The 14,768-nt window shown below is 63.8% G+C and carries 14 protein-coding genes and 1 tRNA gene; 7 read left to right on the top strand and 8 right to left on the bottom strand.

Annotation, left to right across the window (positions count from 1 at the left end; translation table 11 throughout):
- Positions 1-1,084 precede the first annotated feature (1,084 nt).
- Complete coding sequence (locus KVY23_RS20210) at positions 1,085-1,282, bottom strand: AlpA family transcriptional regulator (protein WP_008709982.1); 198 nt, start codon at positions 1,280-1,282, stop codon at positions 1,085-1,087.
- 139 nt (positions 1,283-1,421) lie between these two features.
- On the opposite strand from KVY23_RS20210, the gene KVY23_RS20215 reads away from it, so the two are divergent.
- Together KVY23_RS20215 and KVY23_RS20220 are read left to right on the top strand one after the other, a co-directional pair.
- On the top strand, positions 1,422-2,054 hold the full coding sequence (locus KVY23_RS20215; protein WP_008709984.1) for a helix-turn-helix transcriptional regulator: 633 nt from the start codon (positions 1,422-1,424) through the stop codon (positions 2,052-2,054).
- Positions 2,047-3,261: a site-specific integrase gene (locus KVY23_RS20220; RefSeq protein WP_008709987.1), complete on the top strand. Its 1,215-nt coding sequence runs from the start codon at positions 2,047-2,049 to the stop codon at positions 3,259-3,261. Before KVY23_RS20215 ends, KVY23_RS20220 begins: the two co-directional genes overlap by 8 nt.
- Before the next feature lie 164 nt (positions 3,262-3,425).
- Here the strand turns inward: KVY23_RS20220 and KVY23_RS20225 are convergent.
- Positions 3,426-3,500, bottom strand: a tRNA-Thr gene (locus KVY23_RS20225).
- A gap of 89 nt (positions 3,501-3,589) precedes the next feature.
- Here KVY23_RS20225 and KVY23_RS20230 point away from each other — a divergent pair.
- Complete coding sequence (locus KVY23_RS20230; protein ID WP_230557980.1) at positions 3,590-5,083, top strand: threonine/serine exporter ThrE family protein; 1,494 nt, start codon at positions 3,590-3,592, stop codon at positions 5,081-5,083.
- On the opposite strand, the gene KVY23_RS20235 is transcribed toward KVY23_RS20230, so the two are convergent.
- Together KVY23_RS20235 and KVY23_RS20240 are read right to left on the bottom strand one after the other, a co-directional pair.
- Positions 5,080-5,334, bottom strand: a complete 255-nt coding sequence (locus tag KVY23_RS20235; RefSeq protein WP_206510586.1) for an MbtH family protein — start codon at positions 5,332-5,334, stop codon at positions 5,080-5,082. The two genes, KVY23_RS20230 and KVY23_RS20235, sit on opposite strands and share 4 nt — an antisense overlap.
- Positions 5,335-5,457: 123 nt before the next feature.
- A complete protein-coding gene (locus KVY23_RS20240; protein ID WP_230557981.1) occupies positions 5,458-6,267 on the bottom strand; it encodes an alpha/beta fold hydrolase in 810 nt (269 codons plus the stop codon).
- Positions 6,268-6,424: 157 nt separating this feature from the next.
- Here KVY23_RS20240 and KVY23_RS20245 point away from each other — a divergent pair, with 157 nt between their 5' ends.
- Positions 6,425-6,952 carry a general stress protein CsbD gene (locus KVY23_RS20245; protein WP_230557982.1) on the top strand — a complete coding sequence of 176 codons (528 nt, stop codon included), beginning with the start codon at positions 6,425-6,427 and terminating at the stop codon, positions 6,950-6,952.
- A gap of 33 nt (positions 6,953-6,985) precedes the next feature.
- Positions 6,986-7,636 (top strand): hypothetical protein, encoded by a 651-nt coding sequence (locus tag KVY23_RS20250; RefSeq protein ID WP_230557983.1) that lies wholly within the window; start codon positions 6,986-6,988, stop codon positions 7,634-7,636.
- Here KVY23_RS20250 and KVY23_RS20255 read toward each other — a convergent pair.
- A complete protein-coding gene (locus KVY23_RS20255; protein WP_230557984.1) occupies positions 7,614-8,630 on the bottom strand; it encodes a GlxA family transcriptional regulator in 1,017 nt (338 codons plus the stop codon). The genes KVY23_RS20250 and KVY23_RS20255 overlap by 23 nt on opposite strands.
- A gap of 71 nt (positions 8,631-8,701) precedes the next feature.
- On the opposite strand from KVY23_RS20255, the gene KVY23_RS20260 reads away from it, so the two are divergent.
- Positions 8,702-9,466, top strand: a complete 765-nt coding sequence (locus KVY23_RS20260) for an NAD(P)H-dependent oxidoreductase (RefSeq protein WP_230557985.1) — start codon at positions 8,702-8,704, stop codon at positions 9,464-9,466.
- Between the two features lie 4 nt (positions 9,467-9,470).
- Here KVY23_RS20260 and KVY23_RS20265 read toward each other — a convergent pair whose 3' ends face one another.
- A complete protein-coding gene (locus KVY23_RS20265; RefSeq protein WP_230557986.1) occupies positions 9,471-10,436 on the bottom strand; it encodes an NAD(P)-dependent alcohol dehydrogenase in 966 nt (321 codons plus the stop codon).
- 86 nt (positions 10,437-10,522) lie between these two features.
- Between KVY23_RS20265 and KVY23_RS20270 the strand changes: the two genes are divergently transcribed.
- On the top strand, positions 10,523-11,158 hold the full coding sequence (locus KVY23_RS20270; protein WP_230557987.1) for a TetR/AcrR family transcriptional regulator: 636 nt from the start codon (positions 10,523-10,525) through the stop codon (positions 11,156-11,158).
- 70 nt (positions 11,159-11,228) lie between these two features.
- Here the strand turns inward: KVY23_RS20270 and KVY23_RS20275 are convergent, their stop codons facing one another.
- Positions 11,229-12,971: an ABC transporter ATP-binding protein gene (locus KVY23_RS20275; protein ID WP_230557988.1), complete on the bottom strand. Its 1,743-nt coding sequence runs from the start codon at positions 12,969-12,971 to the stop codon at positions 11,229-11,231.
- Positions 12,968-14,659 carry an ABC transporter ATP-binding protein gene (locus KVY23_RS20280; protein WP_363324713.1) on the bottom strand — a complete coding sequence of 564 codons (1,692 nt, stop codon included), beginning with the start codon at positions 14,657-14,659 and terminating at the stop codon, positions 12,968-12,970. Before KVY23_RS20280 ends, KVY23_RS20275 begins: the two co-directional genes overlap by 4 nt.
- Positions 14,660-14,768: the final 109 nt, after the last annotated feature.

Raw genomic sequence — 14,768 nt, forward strand, 5'->3', positions numbered from 1 at the left:
CGGGAATGGGATGCAATGCACGCCTTGGAACCGAGGGATGAGTCGCACCCTGTAAAAGTGTTGGGTGAATTACAGGTAAGGGGCGCGATGCGTGAGTCGCGTGCCATAAGCGAAAGACGCTCCATAGTGGCATGAAAAGCATTTACCAACAACACATCCCGAGCTTGACTCTCATCCTTTGCAGGCATTGGAGGTATGGCCACTGCGGGATGTTTGACGCCCGTCGCCAGCGAGTCATCTGAGGCACTCTTTGCGGGTAATTCAGGCATGGGACTGGCGGGCAACGCCGCCGTACCGCTAGCGGGAGCGGCCTGCACCGGCGGGCTGTTGCGCTCGTGCCCAAGCAACCAAGTGTGTTGCTGTGGTTGCATCTTCGAGCATTTTGCGTACACAACGGATACGAGCAAGAGCGCGGCAAGGATTGAAAAATCGAGGTCTGAATGACGGTTCGCCATGCCAGGCAACTCAGTGATGTCAGCATTGCAGATGGATCGAAAGCTCAACTGATACCTCCATAGTGGTGACGTATGAAAGACAAGGGACTTCGTTCGTTCCCTTCGGACCCCCCATGGCCCCTGAGCCAATTTCCGCACCCACGTTGTCCGCTCCACGCCCGATAGCCCCGCGCCTCGGCGGGCGCGTGGCTAATCGGTATCGCCACCTGTTCGATGATCAGTCGAGCTGGTGGTGCCTCGGGGCCGGTCTCCGAGGATTTACAAAGGGTGCACAGGCCGGCGGCAGGCTGGTGTTACGTCGGGCTCTGCCAGAAAACGACGCTGCTTCGGCACATCAGGCCTTGCTAGGAAGCTCCGTAGCCAAGGTTTATGCGGCGCGAGCAGAAGAACTCGACCGCGCTGTCGCGGGTCGAGACATGCGTCATCGCCCGCTTGGCCCCTGACCGAAATCGAGGGCGGAGAACGGTGACTCGGCGAAATGTCTTGAATGACTTATCAAGACGCTCTATGATCGGTGACGAAGCTCCTTCCTCACGGGTTGTGGTTTCGACGCCCTCGGCCTCAGTGCTGGTAACACTGAGATCTTCCGGGGGCGTTTCATTTTCCTGAGGGACAATTGGCTCTGGGCCTCACGCGACGCCTGAGCTGGCATCGGATTGTGCCTCGAGACCTTCGATGTACTCGTCGATGGCCGTATCCGGGATCAGCCGGCGCTTGCCGACCTTCACGCTCCGGATTTCTCCCGACGCGATCTTGTTGAAGAAGTTGGAACGTCCAAGTCCCGTGCAAGCCATAGCCTCCGGGACAGACAGCAACCGTCTGGGCATCTTCAGCACCTCCACTGAATTGTGTAGTAGAGCCACATTATGCAGGACATTTCTGGTCAGTCCACGTGGTTCCACCACAGAGTAACAAGTACGTAGCCATCCCACAACGGGGAGCCATTCTCCGCTAGACTGCGTAACCATGACGCAGTCGTGGGCGGAATCGATCGTTGCCCGGGTCGCCTCGGAAGTGCGCCGACTTCGAGGTAAAGACCACTCCGCTCTGTCCGCAGCAAAGCTTGCCGACAGGACGGTTGACTTCGGGTGGGGGATCTCGCGATCTGTAGTCGCGGACTTGGAGACCGGACGCAAGAAGAGCTTGGACGTCTCGGAACTCTTGATTTTGGCTGCGGCACTGGGAGTCTCACCAGCACAACTGGTCTATCCGGACCTCCCCAAGGGAAGAGTCGAAGTACTCCCAGGGCTCCAGCAGGAGTCTCACGATGCCCTTCGCTGGTTCAGCGGGGAGGCTGGGCTGATGCGGCCGAGCTCCGAGTGGACCGAGGAGGAATCCGACGCTCCTTTCGGGATGTGGGTACGTGACACCTTCGACCCGAAGAACGATCGCGTTGGGATCACTCGTGAATGGCTTGATGCGTTGAAGGCGATGCGGCGTGCTCGGGTGCAGCTCCGAAACGGCCTTTCCAAGAATGAATCAGCTGAGCACATCGAGTCGATGCAATACCTGTACGAGGATGCTCGACGGCGTTCGGAAGAGCTCTTTAGACGGATGACCGAACTGGGCATGAACACGCAGGACGAAGAGGATGGCTAGGCAGCAACTGCCGCCACAGATCAAGAAGATCTACGTCACCAATCGGTCTACAGGCAGTACCGAGTTGCGGTATCAAATGACCGTCGACGCTGGTGGTGCCGACGCCACCGGCACCCGGGCGTCGAAGCGGACGCAGTTGCGTCGTCGATTTCTTACGGAGAAGGACGCTCGCGCAGCCCTGTCCAAGGTGCTCGAGGAAGTCTCGAAGGGGACATTCGTTCCCTCCTCGACCACCACGGTCGAGGAGGCTTGCGCTGAGTGGCTTGCCGGACGACGCGTACGAGAGTCCACTAAAGCCGCGTACACCCATGCCCTTCAACCGCTGCGCGATACTTACGGCGCGCTAGCGGTGCAGAAGTTGACCAAAGGTCACTTGGACGCTCTGGTGAACGATCTGTTAGCCGGCAGCTCGGTCAAGCCCGATGGCCAACTGCGACGTCCGTGGAAGGCCACTTCGATCAATCCGATGCTTAACCTTGTAAGCGCAGTCCTCACCGGGCTGATGCGAGAAGGGCGATTGGTACGAGACGTTGCCGCGCTCGTCGACCGCGCGCCCCGTGTGCACGTCGAGATGCAGACATTCACGGAGGACGAAGTGCAACGCCTCCTGGAAGCATCGGCGTGCGATCGGAACGGCCACGCTTGGCTGCTTGCTCTGAGCGGCCTCCGACGCGGTGAGCTATGCGGGCTTCGATGGAACGATGTCGATCTTCACGCCGGCAGCCTGACAATCAACAACACGCGAGTCTCGGTCAATGGACGTGTCGTGGAGGGCCCTCCGAAGACAGAAAAGTCCAAGCGCACGCTTCCCCTCACACCAGCCCTAAAATCCGCACTCGAAACTGCACACCGCTTGCAGGGTGTGGAACGAAAGAGCTTGACCTACGTCGGCCCCGGCACCTACGTCGTGTCCGACGCTGTTGGGCGACCTTTTCATCCCGATACGGTCAGCGACTATTGGCGCAGGCTATGCATCAACAGCAAGGTGTCCGACATCCGCCTCCACGACGCCCGCCACACGTGTGGGACTCTGCTGCACCTTCAGGGCGTGCCGATTGCCGTCATCTCGGCATGGCTCGGGCACTCGGACAATGCATTCACAATGCGCACCTACGTCCATTCTCAGAACCATGCGCTACTGGGCGCAGCCGACACTTTGCAGTCACTCGTCCGGCGTCGCGACGAGCCATCCGACGATGCGCGTTGACCGGCGTTTGTCCGCAACCGTCCACATAGGAGCAGGCAGTCTCACCAGCCGCTGTTCCGGCGAGTTCTGCGGCACTTGTGACATTCTGTGACACTGAGCTCGCCTCATCGGCAACGAATCCCATTATAGATAATACAAAAGGCCAGTTCAGGCCCTATTTTCAGTGGAGCCTCCTAACGGGATTGAACCGTTGACCGCTCGCTTACAAGGCGAGTGCTCTACCGCTGAGCTAAGGAGGCGTAGTTGCTCGGCCAGCATATCCGCTCACGATCCGCACAGCGAAAACAGGTACCTTGTCCGAGGATCACCCCTGCTGAAGAAGACGGACATGACTTTCCTGCAAGACTTGACGGCCTCCCTCGGCCGTCTTACCGGCGAACGTCGCGCCACCATCGACACGCCCACGGCGGCACCGTCACCGCTGCGTCCCATCGACCTCACCGACGACGCCGTCGTAGCCGAAGTTCTGGATCTCGCGGTTCGCGCCGGCGAGGTTCTGCTCGCGTCGGGGACGTCGGCGATCGACACCGCCGCACAGATCGAGTACATCGCCGCCACCTACGGCCTCGCGCGCTGTGACGTCGACGTCACTTACAACTCGATCACCATCAGCGCGCACCGCGGTCCGACGAGACCGCCGTCCACGACGATGCGCATCGTGCGCTACCGCTCGATGGACTACGCGCGCCTCGCTGCGGTGGACAGGCTCATTCGCGGTGTCCGTCGGCACATGATTCCGCCGTGGAAGGCACTCGCGACTCTAGAGAGCATCACCACCGCCCCGCACCCGTACAACCGCTGGACCGCGACGTTGGCGTGGTCCGGCATGGCTGCGTCCGTCGGCGTCCTGGTCGGCGGCGGTCTGCTGGTGGCCGTCGTGAGCTTCTTGACGACAATGGTCATCGACCGTCTCGGCCGCGTCCTCAATCGCGCCGGCCTGCCGTTCTTCTTTCAGCAGTTCGTCGGTGGATTCGTGGCGGCCACACCTGCCATCACCCTGTTCAACTTCCAGGACCAGCTGAACATCAGCATCTCGCCGTCACTGGTGATCGCGGCGGGGGTGACGGTATTGCTGTCGGGGCTTTCGCTTGTCGGCTCCGTCCAGGACGCGATCACCGGCGCCCCGATCACGGCGTCGGCCAGGTTTTTCGAAGTCCTGATGATGACGGGCGGCATCATCGGCGGTGTCGCGACCTCGCTCAAGATGGCGGCGATCATCGGATACGACCTGCCGTTGATCAGCAACAGCCCGCCGCCAGACATCGCAGAAGTGCCCACGAAGGTATTAGCAGGGGCGATGGCCTCGCTGTTCTACGGGCTCGCTTGCTACGCCGAACGCCGCGCACTGACTGCTGCGTTCTTCGGCGGCTTCGCCGGCGCCCTGGTCTACCTGCTCGTGCAGACACTCTCCACCGGGCCGGTCATCGCATCCGCGTTCGCGGCGACCGTCGTCGGTTTCGCCGGTGGTCTCATGGCGCGTCGCGCCCTCATCCCGCCGCTCATCGTCGCCGTCGCCGGCATTACGCCGCTGCTCCCTGGTTATTCGCTGTACCGCGGTTTGTACGCAATTATCAACGACCAACTGTTGATCGGCATCAGCGCACTATTCGCCGCGTTCGGCATCGGCGTGGCTCTCGCGGCAGGCGTCACGCTCGGTGAGTGGGGCGCCCGCACGCTGCGACGGCCCCGGATTCTGGCGCGCACCGAGGAACTACTGCGCCCGACACTTCGACGCAGAGAAGAACCGCGCCGACCGACTGTTCGTCGGCGGCGCGGTCCTGTGGAGCTGAAGAAGAAGGTCGAGCTCAGGAAGAAGAACTAAGCCTCGGTGCTTCCCTCAGCCGACTGACGTGCGGCTGCGTCTGCTTCCATAGCTTCGCGGAGGCTGCGTGGCCGCATGTCGGTCCAGTTCTTCTCGACGTACTCCAAGCATGCTGCGCGGGTGTCTTCACCGAAGACAACACGCCAACCCTGCGGGACGTCGGAGAACGTCGGCCAGAGCGAGTGCTGGTCTTCGTCGTTGACCAGCACGAAGAAGCGTCCGTCTTCGTCATCGAATGGATTGGTACTCATCTCGCCTCACTCGTCGCATACGTTTGTAGTGGATCGGCAGACTTCACTTCCGAAGCGCTTCCCGACCCTAGCAACGCACAGTATCTCACCGGTGCGTGCCGTTGGGTCACTCCGCCAACGCGGTCAACTGCCGATGAACTCGAGGAGCGCGGCGTTGACCGCGTCGGGACGCTCGAGGTAGCCGTAGTGGCCGACGTCGGAAATTTCCACGTACTGAGCGTCGGGGATCGATTTCGCCAGTTCGGCGCTGAGGTACGCGGGGATCATGCGGTCGTGTTCGAAGCCCACCGACAGGCACGGCACAGCGATCTTGCCGTAGGCAGCGGCGCGGTCGAAGGTCTCGTCCATGCCCAGCTGAGCGCGCACACCCGGCGCAGTCGGCGCCACGGAGAATTCGAAGAGATCGAGCCAATCGCGGGCAGCCCGGGAGTCGGCGAGGGTCGTCGGCGACAGATTCATCACCGCAGTGACGGCGGCCGCATATTTGGGTGGCAACGCCGTCTTCGCATCGGCGAGGGCCCGCTCGCCCTCGCCGAGGGTCTTTTGAAACTGGTCGAGCCGGGCGTGACCCGCCAGGAACACGGCCTTACGGACCAGTTCGGGGCGTCGGAGAGTCAGTTCCTGGGCTACCCGCGACCCCATCGACGTTCCGACCACGACGGCCTTCTCGTCGTCCTCGCGAACCAGCTCGATCAGGGCGGCGGTGTCCGCGACGAGATCGTCGATGGTGATACCGCCGATGCTCTCGGACGACGGGGCGATACCGCGGTTGTCGAAATAGCAGACGCGGTAGCCGGCTTGCAGCAGGGCAGGAACCTGATGCAGCTCCCACACCCTGCCCGGACTGCCTGTACCCATGATGAGAACGACAAGATCGCCGGCACCCTTGACCTGGTAGTTCAGCGAAATCCCGTTGACTGACGCAATGGGCATGTAACTCCTCTTCTCGTGCCGGTACTCGCTGAGAGCTTACGACCGACCTCCGACGAGGGTCGACCTGCGGGTTTCCCGATGTCGTTACCGGGTAGTTACCAGTGAGCACATCGCCGTTCGGCGGACCCGAGAAATGAATGCGCTAGGAGTAACCCAGATGAGTGACGACAACGCATCGGAACAGGCCCGCAAGGGACTGCTCGACGCCGCCAAAGGCAAGGCGAAAGAGATGGTCGGCGCCGTGACGGGCAATGATTCGCTCACCAGCGAGGGCCAGTTGCAGAGCGCGCAGGCCCGCGAACGCAAAGAGGCGAAGGCGACGGAAATGGCCGCCGAGTCCCAGGCCGCTGAAGCCGGCGAAGACCTGGCTGCAGTGAAGAACAGTGCGGATCAGCAGCGGGACGCAGCCGAGGAGAGCGCCCGCGCATCCGCTGACGAAGCGCGCCGGGAGCAGCAGGCTCAGCGCATCGCGGCGGAGAAGGACAAGGACCGCCGGGTCGCTGCCGAAACCGCCGAAGCCGAGGTCGACGCCCGCGCCGAGCAGATCGAAGCCGTCGTCGAGGCCCAGTCGGATGTTGCCGAGGCGACCGCAGAAAAGATCGACGCAGCACGCGAGTACAGCGAGGACATCAGCGGGGCCGAGGCAGCGCGAGCTGAGGCCGAACGCGCCCGCCGTAACGCCTGACACTCGCACGAATCACCGAACAGGAGCACCTACATGAACGTTCTCGACATACCGTTGACCATTCTCAGATTCCAGTACAAGCTCGTCCGGATTCCGTTGGGATTGTTCGAGGCCAACGTCGTCAACTCCCTGGGCACCGAGGCACCGGCGCGGCTGGTCTACGAGCGGACTGTCGGCACGCTCGACAAGAAGGTCGGATGCATGCTCGGCGACGACGAAGCCGTTCAACAGGGTGATGCGCAGATTCATCACGTCAACGAGATCGCGCGGGCCAAGAAGCTCGAGGCCGAGGCGGACGCCAAGGAAGCCGAGGCCAAGCAGAGGCTCGAGGCCAAGCGCGAGGCAGCGGAGAACGAACGCAAGGCCGCCGTCGACGCCGCCAAGGAATCGACCCAGCAGGCCAGCGAGGACGCCGAGCAGCGTAAGCAGAAGGCCGCGAAAGAGGCTGACCAGAAGGCCGAAGCCGAGAAGAAGCAGGCCGACGCGGTCGCTGCCTCACGCACAGCGAACGCCCGGAACGCGGAAAAAGTACAGAAGAAGCAGATCGACAAGTCGGCCAAGGTTGCCGCAGCGCCCGCCGAGGCCGAACTAACCGAAGCCGCCGAACACCAGGAAGACGCCGAGGGCAAGAAAGCCGAGGCCGACCGCATCGAGAAGCTCTTCAAGGCCGAAAAAGAGTCCTGACCGGTTCCGATTGCGCCGCCTGTGGATTCATGGGCGGCGCAATCGTGTGCGCAGCGAACGTCGCACGATATGCGCTGGGCGAGACGCCGATCTCGGCCATCAGGTGTTGACGCATCGAGGTCGCCGTCCCGAAGCCTGCTTCGGCGGCGACCTTGTCGATGGTGTGATCGGTGTTCTCGAGCAGTTCGCGAGCACGGTGCAGCCGCTGCTGCACAATCCATTTCGCGGGCGACATCCCCACATCGGCGGTGAACTTACGTGCGAATGTCCGCACACTCATCGCCTGCTTCGAGGCAAGAACCCGCAGCGACAGCGGCTGGTCCAGGTTCTCGATCGCCCAGGCCTGCGCCGCCGATGTCGAACCCGTCGTCGACCGGGGTACCGGCGTGTCGATGTACTGAGCCTGACCACCGCTTCGATGCGGCGGCACCACCGTTCCCCGGGCCACCCGGTTGGCGACGGCCGAGCCGAAGTCACTGCGAATCATGTGCAGGCACAGATCGATTCCCGACGCCTCCCCCGCGGCAGTCAGGATGTTGCCGTCGTGTGTGTAGAGCACGTTCGGTTCGAGTTGCACCCGCGGATAGAGCGCACGGAAAGCGTCGGCGGACTTCCAGTGTGTGGTCGCTCGGCGACCGTCGAGTAGTCCTGCTGCCGCGAGAACGAACGACCCCGTGCAGATCGAAGCGATACGAACCCCCGGCGGAATGAGTCCCAATACGCCATCGGCGCCGTCCGGCTCCGATCGATAGTCCAGATCGGAGGCCGGCACGATCACGGTGTCGGCATCTCTGAGGGCGCCCAGCCCACGTGAGACCTCGATACGTACATCGGTATCGGTCCGAACTGGGCCGGGCACCGTGGTGGCTGTGGTGACCTCGTACAACGGCGTTCCGTCCTCGGACGTCGCCTGCCCGAACAACCGATGCACGGAGCCGAACTCCATCGCCAGCAGTCCATCGCGAACGAAGACGACTACCCGATGCGCACCCATGGCCGAATTTTTTCACATATTGTCTTTTCAGCCACTATCTTGGCATCTCCCCTGCTGACAGGCTTGCATCCATGAACATTCTGTGGGTATTCGCTCATCCAGACCATCGCTCACTCAACGGATCACTACGCGATGCCGCCCTGAAACACCTCGCAGACCTGGGCCACCTGGTCGAGGAATCCGATCTCTATCGGATGGGCTGGAACCCCGTCGTCGACGCCGCCGACTACGACCACGACCCATCCGACCGACTTCACGTGGCAACGGCGTCGTCGACGGCGCTGCGCGCGGGCAAATTGAGCCCGGAGGTCGTAGCCGAGCAGCACAAGCTGCGACGAGCAGATGCCGTCGTACTGCAGTTTCCGCTGTGGTGGTTCTCGATGCCCGCCATCCTCAAAGGCTGGGTGGATCGGGTGTTCGTCGAGGGCTTCGGCTACGGCATCAGGTGCACGACCGGCGGCACCCAGCGCTACGGGGACGGCCTGATGGCGGGCAAGCGCGCGATGATCGTCACGAGCATGGGCGGCAGTGAGCACACCGTGTCACCTCGCGGTATCAACGGCGAACTCGGCGAACTGCTGTTTCCCATTCAACACGGGTTCTTCTGGTACACAGGCATGTCCGTCCTCGACCCGGTCTTGATTCCCAGCGCCGACAGGATGACCGAATCCGACTACGACGCCAGCAAATCCAAGCTGCTGCATCGACTGGACGGGCTGTTCACCGAACCGCCGATCCCCTACCGGCACCAGCACGGCGGCGAGTACGACGCGCAGTTCGTGTTACGTCCCGAGTTCGCCACCGGGGAAGTCGGTGTGAGGGTGCACATTCGGTGACCTCTCAGCTCACTTCGATCACGGCCTTGCCGGAGATGACGCCGTTTGCCAGGTCTTCGAGAGCCGTCGCGGTCTCGCTCAGCGGGTAGGTGCGGGTGACGATGTTCTCGAAGGTCCCGGCGGTGGCCATCCGGCCGAGTTCTTCGATATCACTGCGGGCTTCTTTCGCGAACTGCATGATCAGGCGTTGCTTCACGAAGGGAGACAGCATAGTTGCACGAAGCTGACGGTCGATCCCGCCGAATATCGGTCCGCCCGTCTCGGCCCCCACGATCACGAGGACACCCGATCGGGTGAGCATGCGCCGCAACACCGACAGGGCGTTACCTCCGCCGATGTCGAGGATGGCGTCGAATCCGGATACACCTGTCCAGGGTTTGCGGTAGTCGAGAACTTCCTTGGCTCCGAGCTTTTCGACGTAGGCGGCTTTGGCTTCGCTGCACACAGCGGTTACGACTGCGCCTGCGTCCACTGCGATCCGAACAGCGATGGAGCCGACCCCGCCGGACGCACCGATGATGAGAACCTTTTGTCCCGCTGCAATTTTGGCATGATCGCGAATAGCCTGCAGCGCGGTGACCCCGGAGATGGGGAGCGCCGCGGCATCGACGAAGGACAGCGCCGACGGCATGGGAACGTATTTCTTCGGCGAGGCGCACAGGTACTCGGCGAAGGCTCCGCCGGCGATCCCGTAGACCCGATCACCCACGTTTGCAGTCGATTCCGGGCCGACTTGCTCCACGACGCCGGCGAACTCTCGTCCGCGAACCGGCGTCCGGGGCTTGCGTAGGCCGAACGCCAATTTCAGCAGGCGTGGCTCACCGGTCATCAGATGCAGGGCACCGCGGTCGACACCGGCCGCGTGCACCTTCACCAACACCTGGTCTCCGTCGGGCGTCGAGCGATCCATGTCACCGAGATGCATGACGTCGCGGGCGCGTCCGTATCGATCCTGAATGATTGCTTTCATGACAGACCTCCGATGACTCACCGCGTAGGCTTACACCGTAAGAGTGAGCCTTACAGTGTAAGAATGTCAAGAGGAAGGCGACTGACATGGCGAAACCGCGTCTGAATCGAGAGACCATCCTCGACGCCGCATTCGAATTGGCCGAGGCCGAGGGCGTCGCCGCATTGACGATGCGCAAGCTGGGCCAGGCCCTCGACGTGCAGGCAATGTCGCTGTACCACCACCTCGCCAACAAGGACGAGCTGATCGACGAGATGGTCGACCGCGTGTTCGCCGAGATCGACCTCCCGTCGATGAACGCAGCGGAGTGGAAGCCCGCAATCAGAGCGAGATCGGTATCGGTGCGTCAGGCGCTGCTACGCCACCGCTGGGCCGGCGATCTCATGCACTCGAGGTTGCGGCCGGGCCCGGCATCGTTGCGACACCACGATGCCGTCATCGGGACCTTCCGCTCGGCCGGATTCAGCGTCGAACTGACGGCGCACGCATTCTCCGTCGTCGACAGCTACGTCTACGGCTTCGCCGCCCAGGAGTCGAGTCTGCCGTTCACAGTGGAGGACTCGGCCGTCGTCGCGCAGTCGATCCTCGAACAGGCCGCCGAGCAATACCCGAACCTGACCGAATTGACCGTCGAACACGTCCTGAAACCGGGGTACGACTACGCGGCGGAGTTCGAGTTCGGCCTCGATCTGATCCTCGACGCCCTCGATTCCTTGCGATGACCACCCACCTGCCCGTGTGTGCATAGTTACCGCCCGCGGTAACTATGCACACACGGGCGGCGAAGCCGCACTACCGCCCCTCCCACGCCGCCCAGAGCTGGGCGTACCTGCCGCCTGCGGAGACGAGTTCGTCGTGCGGGCCCTGTTCGAGGATTCTGCCGTGTTCGAGAACCACGACGCGGTCGGCGGCGGCCGCCTGCGTCAACCGGTGCGCGACGACGAGGGTGCTGCGGCCCTTCGTGGCGGCCCGGGCGGCGAGTTCGAGGTCGCGGGCGCCGGAGCTACCGGCCTCGGCGGTCGCTTCGTCAAGCACGGCCACGGACGGATCCGCAAGCACCAGTCTGGCCAGGGCGAGCTGCTGCGACTGCGCCGATGTGAGCTCGTGCCCACCCTCCCCGACGACGGTGTCGAGACCGTTGGGCAGCGCGTCCACCCACTCCTGCGCCCCGACGGTTGCCAACGCGGCCCGCACTTCCTCGCGGCCGGCCTGGAGGGCGGCGAGCCGAAGGTCCTCGATGAGCGGCCCGGCGAACACGTGCACTTCTTGGCTGACGATCGCAATGTGGCGACGCAGACCATCGGCGCCCAGCTCTGCCAGCGTCGCGCCGCCGATGCGCACCTGCCCCGATGTGGGCTCGATCGAGCCGGCGGCGATGGCGGCGATCGTCGACTTGCCTGCGCCCGTGGACCCGACGAGGGCCACGGTCTCACCGGCAGCCACCGTCAAGTCGATCCCGTGCAGCACCTCGTGCCCGGTGTCGTAAGAGTGCCGCAGATCGGTGACCTCGAGGGTCGTATCTGCCGGCCTCGCTCCGGTTCCCGGCGATCGCTCGTCGGGGATGTCGATGACGCCGACCAGACGCGCGAGGCTCGCTCCAGCCGATTGCACGTCGTCGAAGGAGAACATCAGCATGCCAATGGGATTGAACAGCCGGTGAAACAGCAGAGCTGCCGCGGTGGTCTCGCCGACGGTGACGTGTCCCTGCTGCACGAACACGAATCCCGCCGCCAGAATGACCGACAGCCCAACGCATTCGGCTCGATTGCTGCGCGATCCGAAGCGGGTGAAGAGCCGGAAGACGTCGATGCCGATGTCTCGTGCCTTGCCCGACGCCGTGTCGATCTCTGTCAGGTGCGCATCCTCGAGCCCGTAGGCGCGAACGGTGCGGGCGCCCTGCATGCTGCTGATGAGCGCCTGCGACCGCGCACCCATCGCGACACGTTCCGCTGCATAGAGCGGCGCCGACCTCGGCAGATACCAACGCAGCGCGGCCACGTACATGGGAATCGCGACCATCCCGGCGAGGCCGAGTCGCCAGTCGAGACTGAGCATCGCCACCACACTGAGCGAGACGAGCAGCAGCGCCGAGACGATGTTGGGGATGACCTCGCCGATCGATTTGGCCATCACTGCCACGTCGTCGCCGACGCGAGAGAGCAGGTCCCCCTTGCCCACCCGCTCGAGTGTGCTGATGGGTAAGTGCAGGGCGCGGCCCAGTACGCGCTCGCGCAGCGCGGCCAGCAGTCCCTCGCCGACCTTGCTGATCAGGTAGGTACTGATCGCGGTGAAGACACCGCCGATGACCGCCGCGACCGTGATGACCGCGACGACGACCACGATGGTCGAGGTGGGTGCACCGTCGATGACGCGGTCGACGAGCACACCGAACACATAGACGGGGATCAGCGACATCGCAGCGGCGACGGCGCTGACTGCGAGAGTGATTGCGGTCATCCGCCGTCGGGAACGCAGTTCGTTCGACAGGAAGGACCAGCACCGGGATCCGGTTGCGATGGGAAGGATCTCGCTCATCGCAGCACTGCTTCCTCGTAGCGGTCGTCACCGGTGGCGAGCTCGTGGTGGGTGCCTTCCGCGACGACCCGGCCGTCGTCGACGAGGAGAACGCGATCGGTCACAGCCAGCAGCGCGGGGCTGGTGGTGATCAGCACAGTCGTCTGCCCGCCCACACCCGAGTGCCGCAGCTCGGTGATCCCCGCGGCAATGGCATGTTCGGTGACGGCGTCGACCGCGGTGGTCGGGTCGTGCAACACCAGAACCGGGGCGCAGACCGCGAGAGCCCGTGCGAGAGCGACTCGTTGGCGTTGGCCACCGGAGAGCGACGCCCCGCGGTCGGTGACTGCGTGGTCGAGTCCGCTCTCGTGCATTTCGACCACGTCAGTGGCGGCCGAGGCGGCGAGCACCGGAGCGAGCTCGTCGTCCCCGCGATCGCGTCCGGCAGTGATGTTGGTGCGCACGGTACCGGCGAAAAGGTCGGTGTTGTGCGGTTCGACCAGCACCGTCCGGCGCAGCTCGGTCAGCCCGAGCTCGTCCACGCCGAGGCCGCCGACGGTGACGGTGCCGAGATAGTCGTCGGGAGAAATTTGACCGGACAGCAGGGCGGCGAGCGCTTCGCCGTCCTGTGCGCGCAACGCGACGACGCCGAGCATCTCGCCGGGAGCCGCCGTCATGAAGAAACCGTCGAGCGAGCGGTACCTGGCGCCGTCGACGACGAGGCGGGTGGTGGGAGGCGCGGCCGACCCACCCTCGGGCAGCACGTGATCCGCGCCGAGCACGAGCGCGAGACGGTCGGCCGAACCGCGGACCACGGCCGCCATACCCGGTAGCCGCGACATCGTCGTCAACGGTTCGATGACGAACTGGGACAGTCCGATGACGGTGATGAGTTCACCCACCGAGATGCGGCCCTGCAGCGCGAACAGACCTACAGCGCCGGCGATCCCCACAGAGAGTAGCGCGCTGACAGTCGTCGAGAAGCCTCGGTAGATGCTGTTGGCGCGGGCCATCTTCATGGTCGCGTTCAGTGCGGCTGCGCTCGAGGCGGCGAATCGGGCCGAGGCCGCGTTCTCGGCACCGATGCCGCGAAGCGGTCGCACACCACTGACGAGGTCGGTGGCCATGCCGGACACCCGCGCGACCTCGGCTTGCTGCGCCGTCGCAGTCCGGGTCAGCAGCGGCGCGGCTCGCTGGAGGACGAACATGATGAGGGGCGTGCCGACGAGCACGGCGATGCCCAGTGGAATGTCGATGACGAGCAATGCGACCGCGCAGACGACCGTCGCGGTGATCGCGGCCGCGGTACGGGCGATGACGTCGAGAATCCATGACGTCTTCTCGGCGTCGGAGGTGGAGACGGACAATAACTCGCCGGAGACGAGCTCGGTGCGCACTCCCCTCGGATGCAGCGCGCGAGCGGCGACCTCCACGCGCATCATGTGCGCCTCCCGCTCGATGGCGACGATGATGATGCGGGCGCCGAACCGGTAGGCGTAGGTGAGCACGACGAACAGCGCAGCCAGACCGAAGAGGGAGACGATCATCGCGGAGCCGTCGCCGGTGTCGATCGCGCGGGCGACGATGAGGCCGATCGCGACGGGAACCATCGTTTCGCAGAACTGATGCGTGCAGAAGAACAGCGACGAGAAGATCATCCGCGCTCGTTGGCGCCGGACGGTTCTGCGAAGAATGGCGCTGCCGGTCATCGGAGATTGTGTGGGCACCACGATCACGCCACCGAAGAAGAAAAGAGCATCAGGCGACCCTAATCCATGACGCCCGCGATGTGGCTGCGCCCGGAAGTGGCGAGAAGGC

Origin of the sequence: Rhodococcus sp. I2R (genome assembly GCF_020889545.1) — a bacterium.
In the GTDB taxonomy this organism is placed as follows: domain Bacteria; phylum Actinomycetota; class Actinomycetes; order Mycobacteriales; family Mycobacteriaceae; genus Rhodococcoides.

What these genes read in the sequence shown, in the direction of transcription:
- KVY23_RS20215 (WP_008709984.1), top strand. Translation starts at nt 1,422, where the DNA reads ATGACGCAGTCGTGGGCGGAATCGATCGTTGCCCGGGTCGCCTCGGAA.
- KVY23_RS20235 (WP_206510586.1), bottom strand. Translation starts at nt 5,334, where the DNA reads ATGAGTACCAATCCATTCGATGACGAAGACGGACGCTTCTTCGTGCTG.
- KVY23_RS20210 (WP_008709982.1), bottom strand. Translation starts at nt 1,282, where the DNA reads ATGCCCAGACGGTTGCTGTCTGTCCCGGAGGCTATGGCTTGCACGGGA.
- KVY23_RS20245 (WP_230557982.1), top strand. Translation starts at nt 6,425, where the DNA reads ATGAGTGACGACAACGCATCGGAACAGGCCCGCAAGGGACTGCTCGAC.
- KVY23_RS20250 (WP_230557983.1), top strand. Translation starts at nt 6,986, where the DNA reads ATGAACGTTCTCGACATACCGTTGACCATTCTCAGATTCCAGTACAAG.
- KVY23_RS20240 (WP_230557981.1), bottom strand. Translation starts at nt 6,267, where the DNA reads ATGCCCATTGCGTCAGTCAACGGGATTTCGCTGAACTACCAGGTCAAG.
- KVY23_RS20270 (WP_230557987.1), top strand. Translation starts at nt 10,523, where the DNA reads ATGGCGAAACCGCGTCTGAATCGAGAGACCATCCTCGACGCCGCATTC.
- KVY23_RS20260 (WP_230557985.1), top strand. Translation starts at nt 8,702, where the DNA reads ATGAACATTCTGTGGGTATTCGCTCATCCAGACCATCGCTCACTCAAC.
- KVY23_RS20230 (WP_230557980.1), top strand. Translation starts at nt 3,590, where the DNA reads ATGACTTTCCTGCAAGACTTGACGGCCTCCCTCGGCCGTCTTACCGGC.
- KVY23_RS20255 (WP_230557984.1), bottom strand. Translation starts at nt 8,630, where the DNA reads ATGGGTGCGCATCGGGTAGTCGTCTTCGTTCGCGATGGACTGCTGGCG.
- KVY23_RS20265 (WP_230557986.1), bottom strand. Translation starts at nt 10,436, where the DNA reads ATGAAAGCAATCATTCAGGATCGATACGGACGCGCCCGCGACGTCATG.
- KVY23_RS20220 (WP_008709987.1), top strand. Translation starts at nt 2,047, where the DNA reads ATGGCTAGGCAGCAACTGCCGCCACAGATCAAGAAGATCTACGTCACC.
- KVY23_RS20275 (WP_230557988.1), bottom strand. Translation starts at nt 12,971, where the DNA reads ATGAGCGAGATCCTTCCCATCGCAACCGGATCCCGGTGCTGGTCCTTC.
- KVY23_RS20280 (WP_363324713.1), bottom strand. Translation starts at nt 14,659, where the DNA reads ATGACCGGCAGCGCCATTCTTCGCAGAACCGTCCGGCGCCAACGAGCG.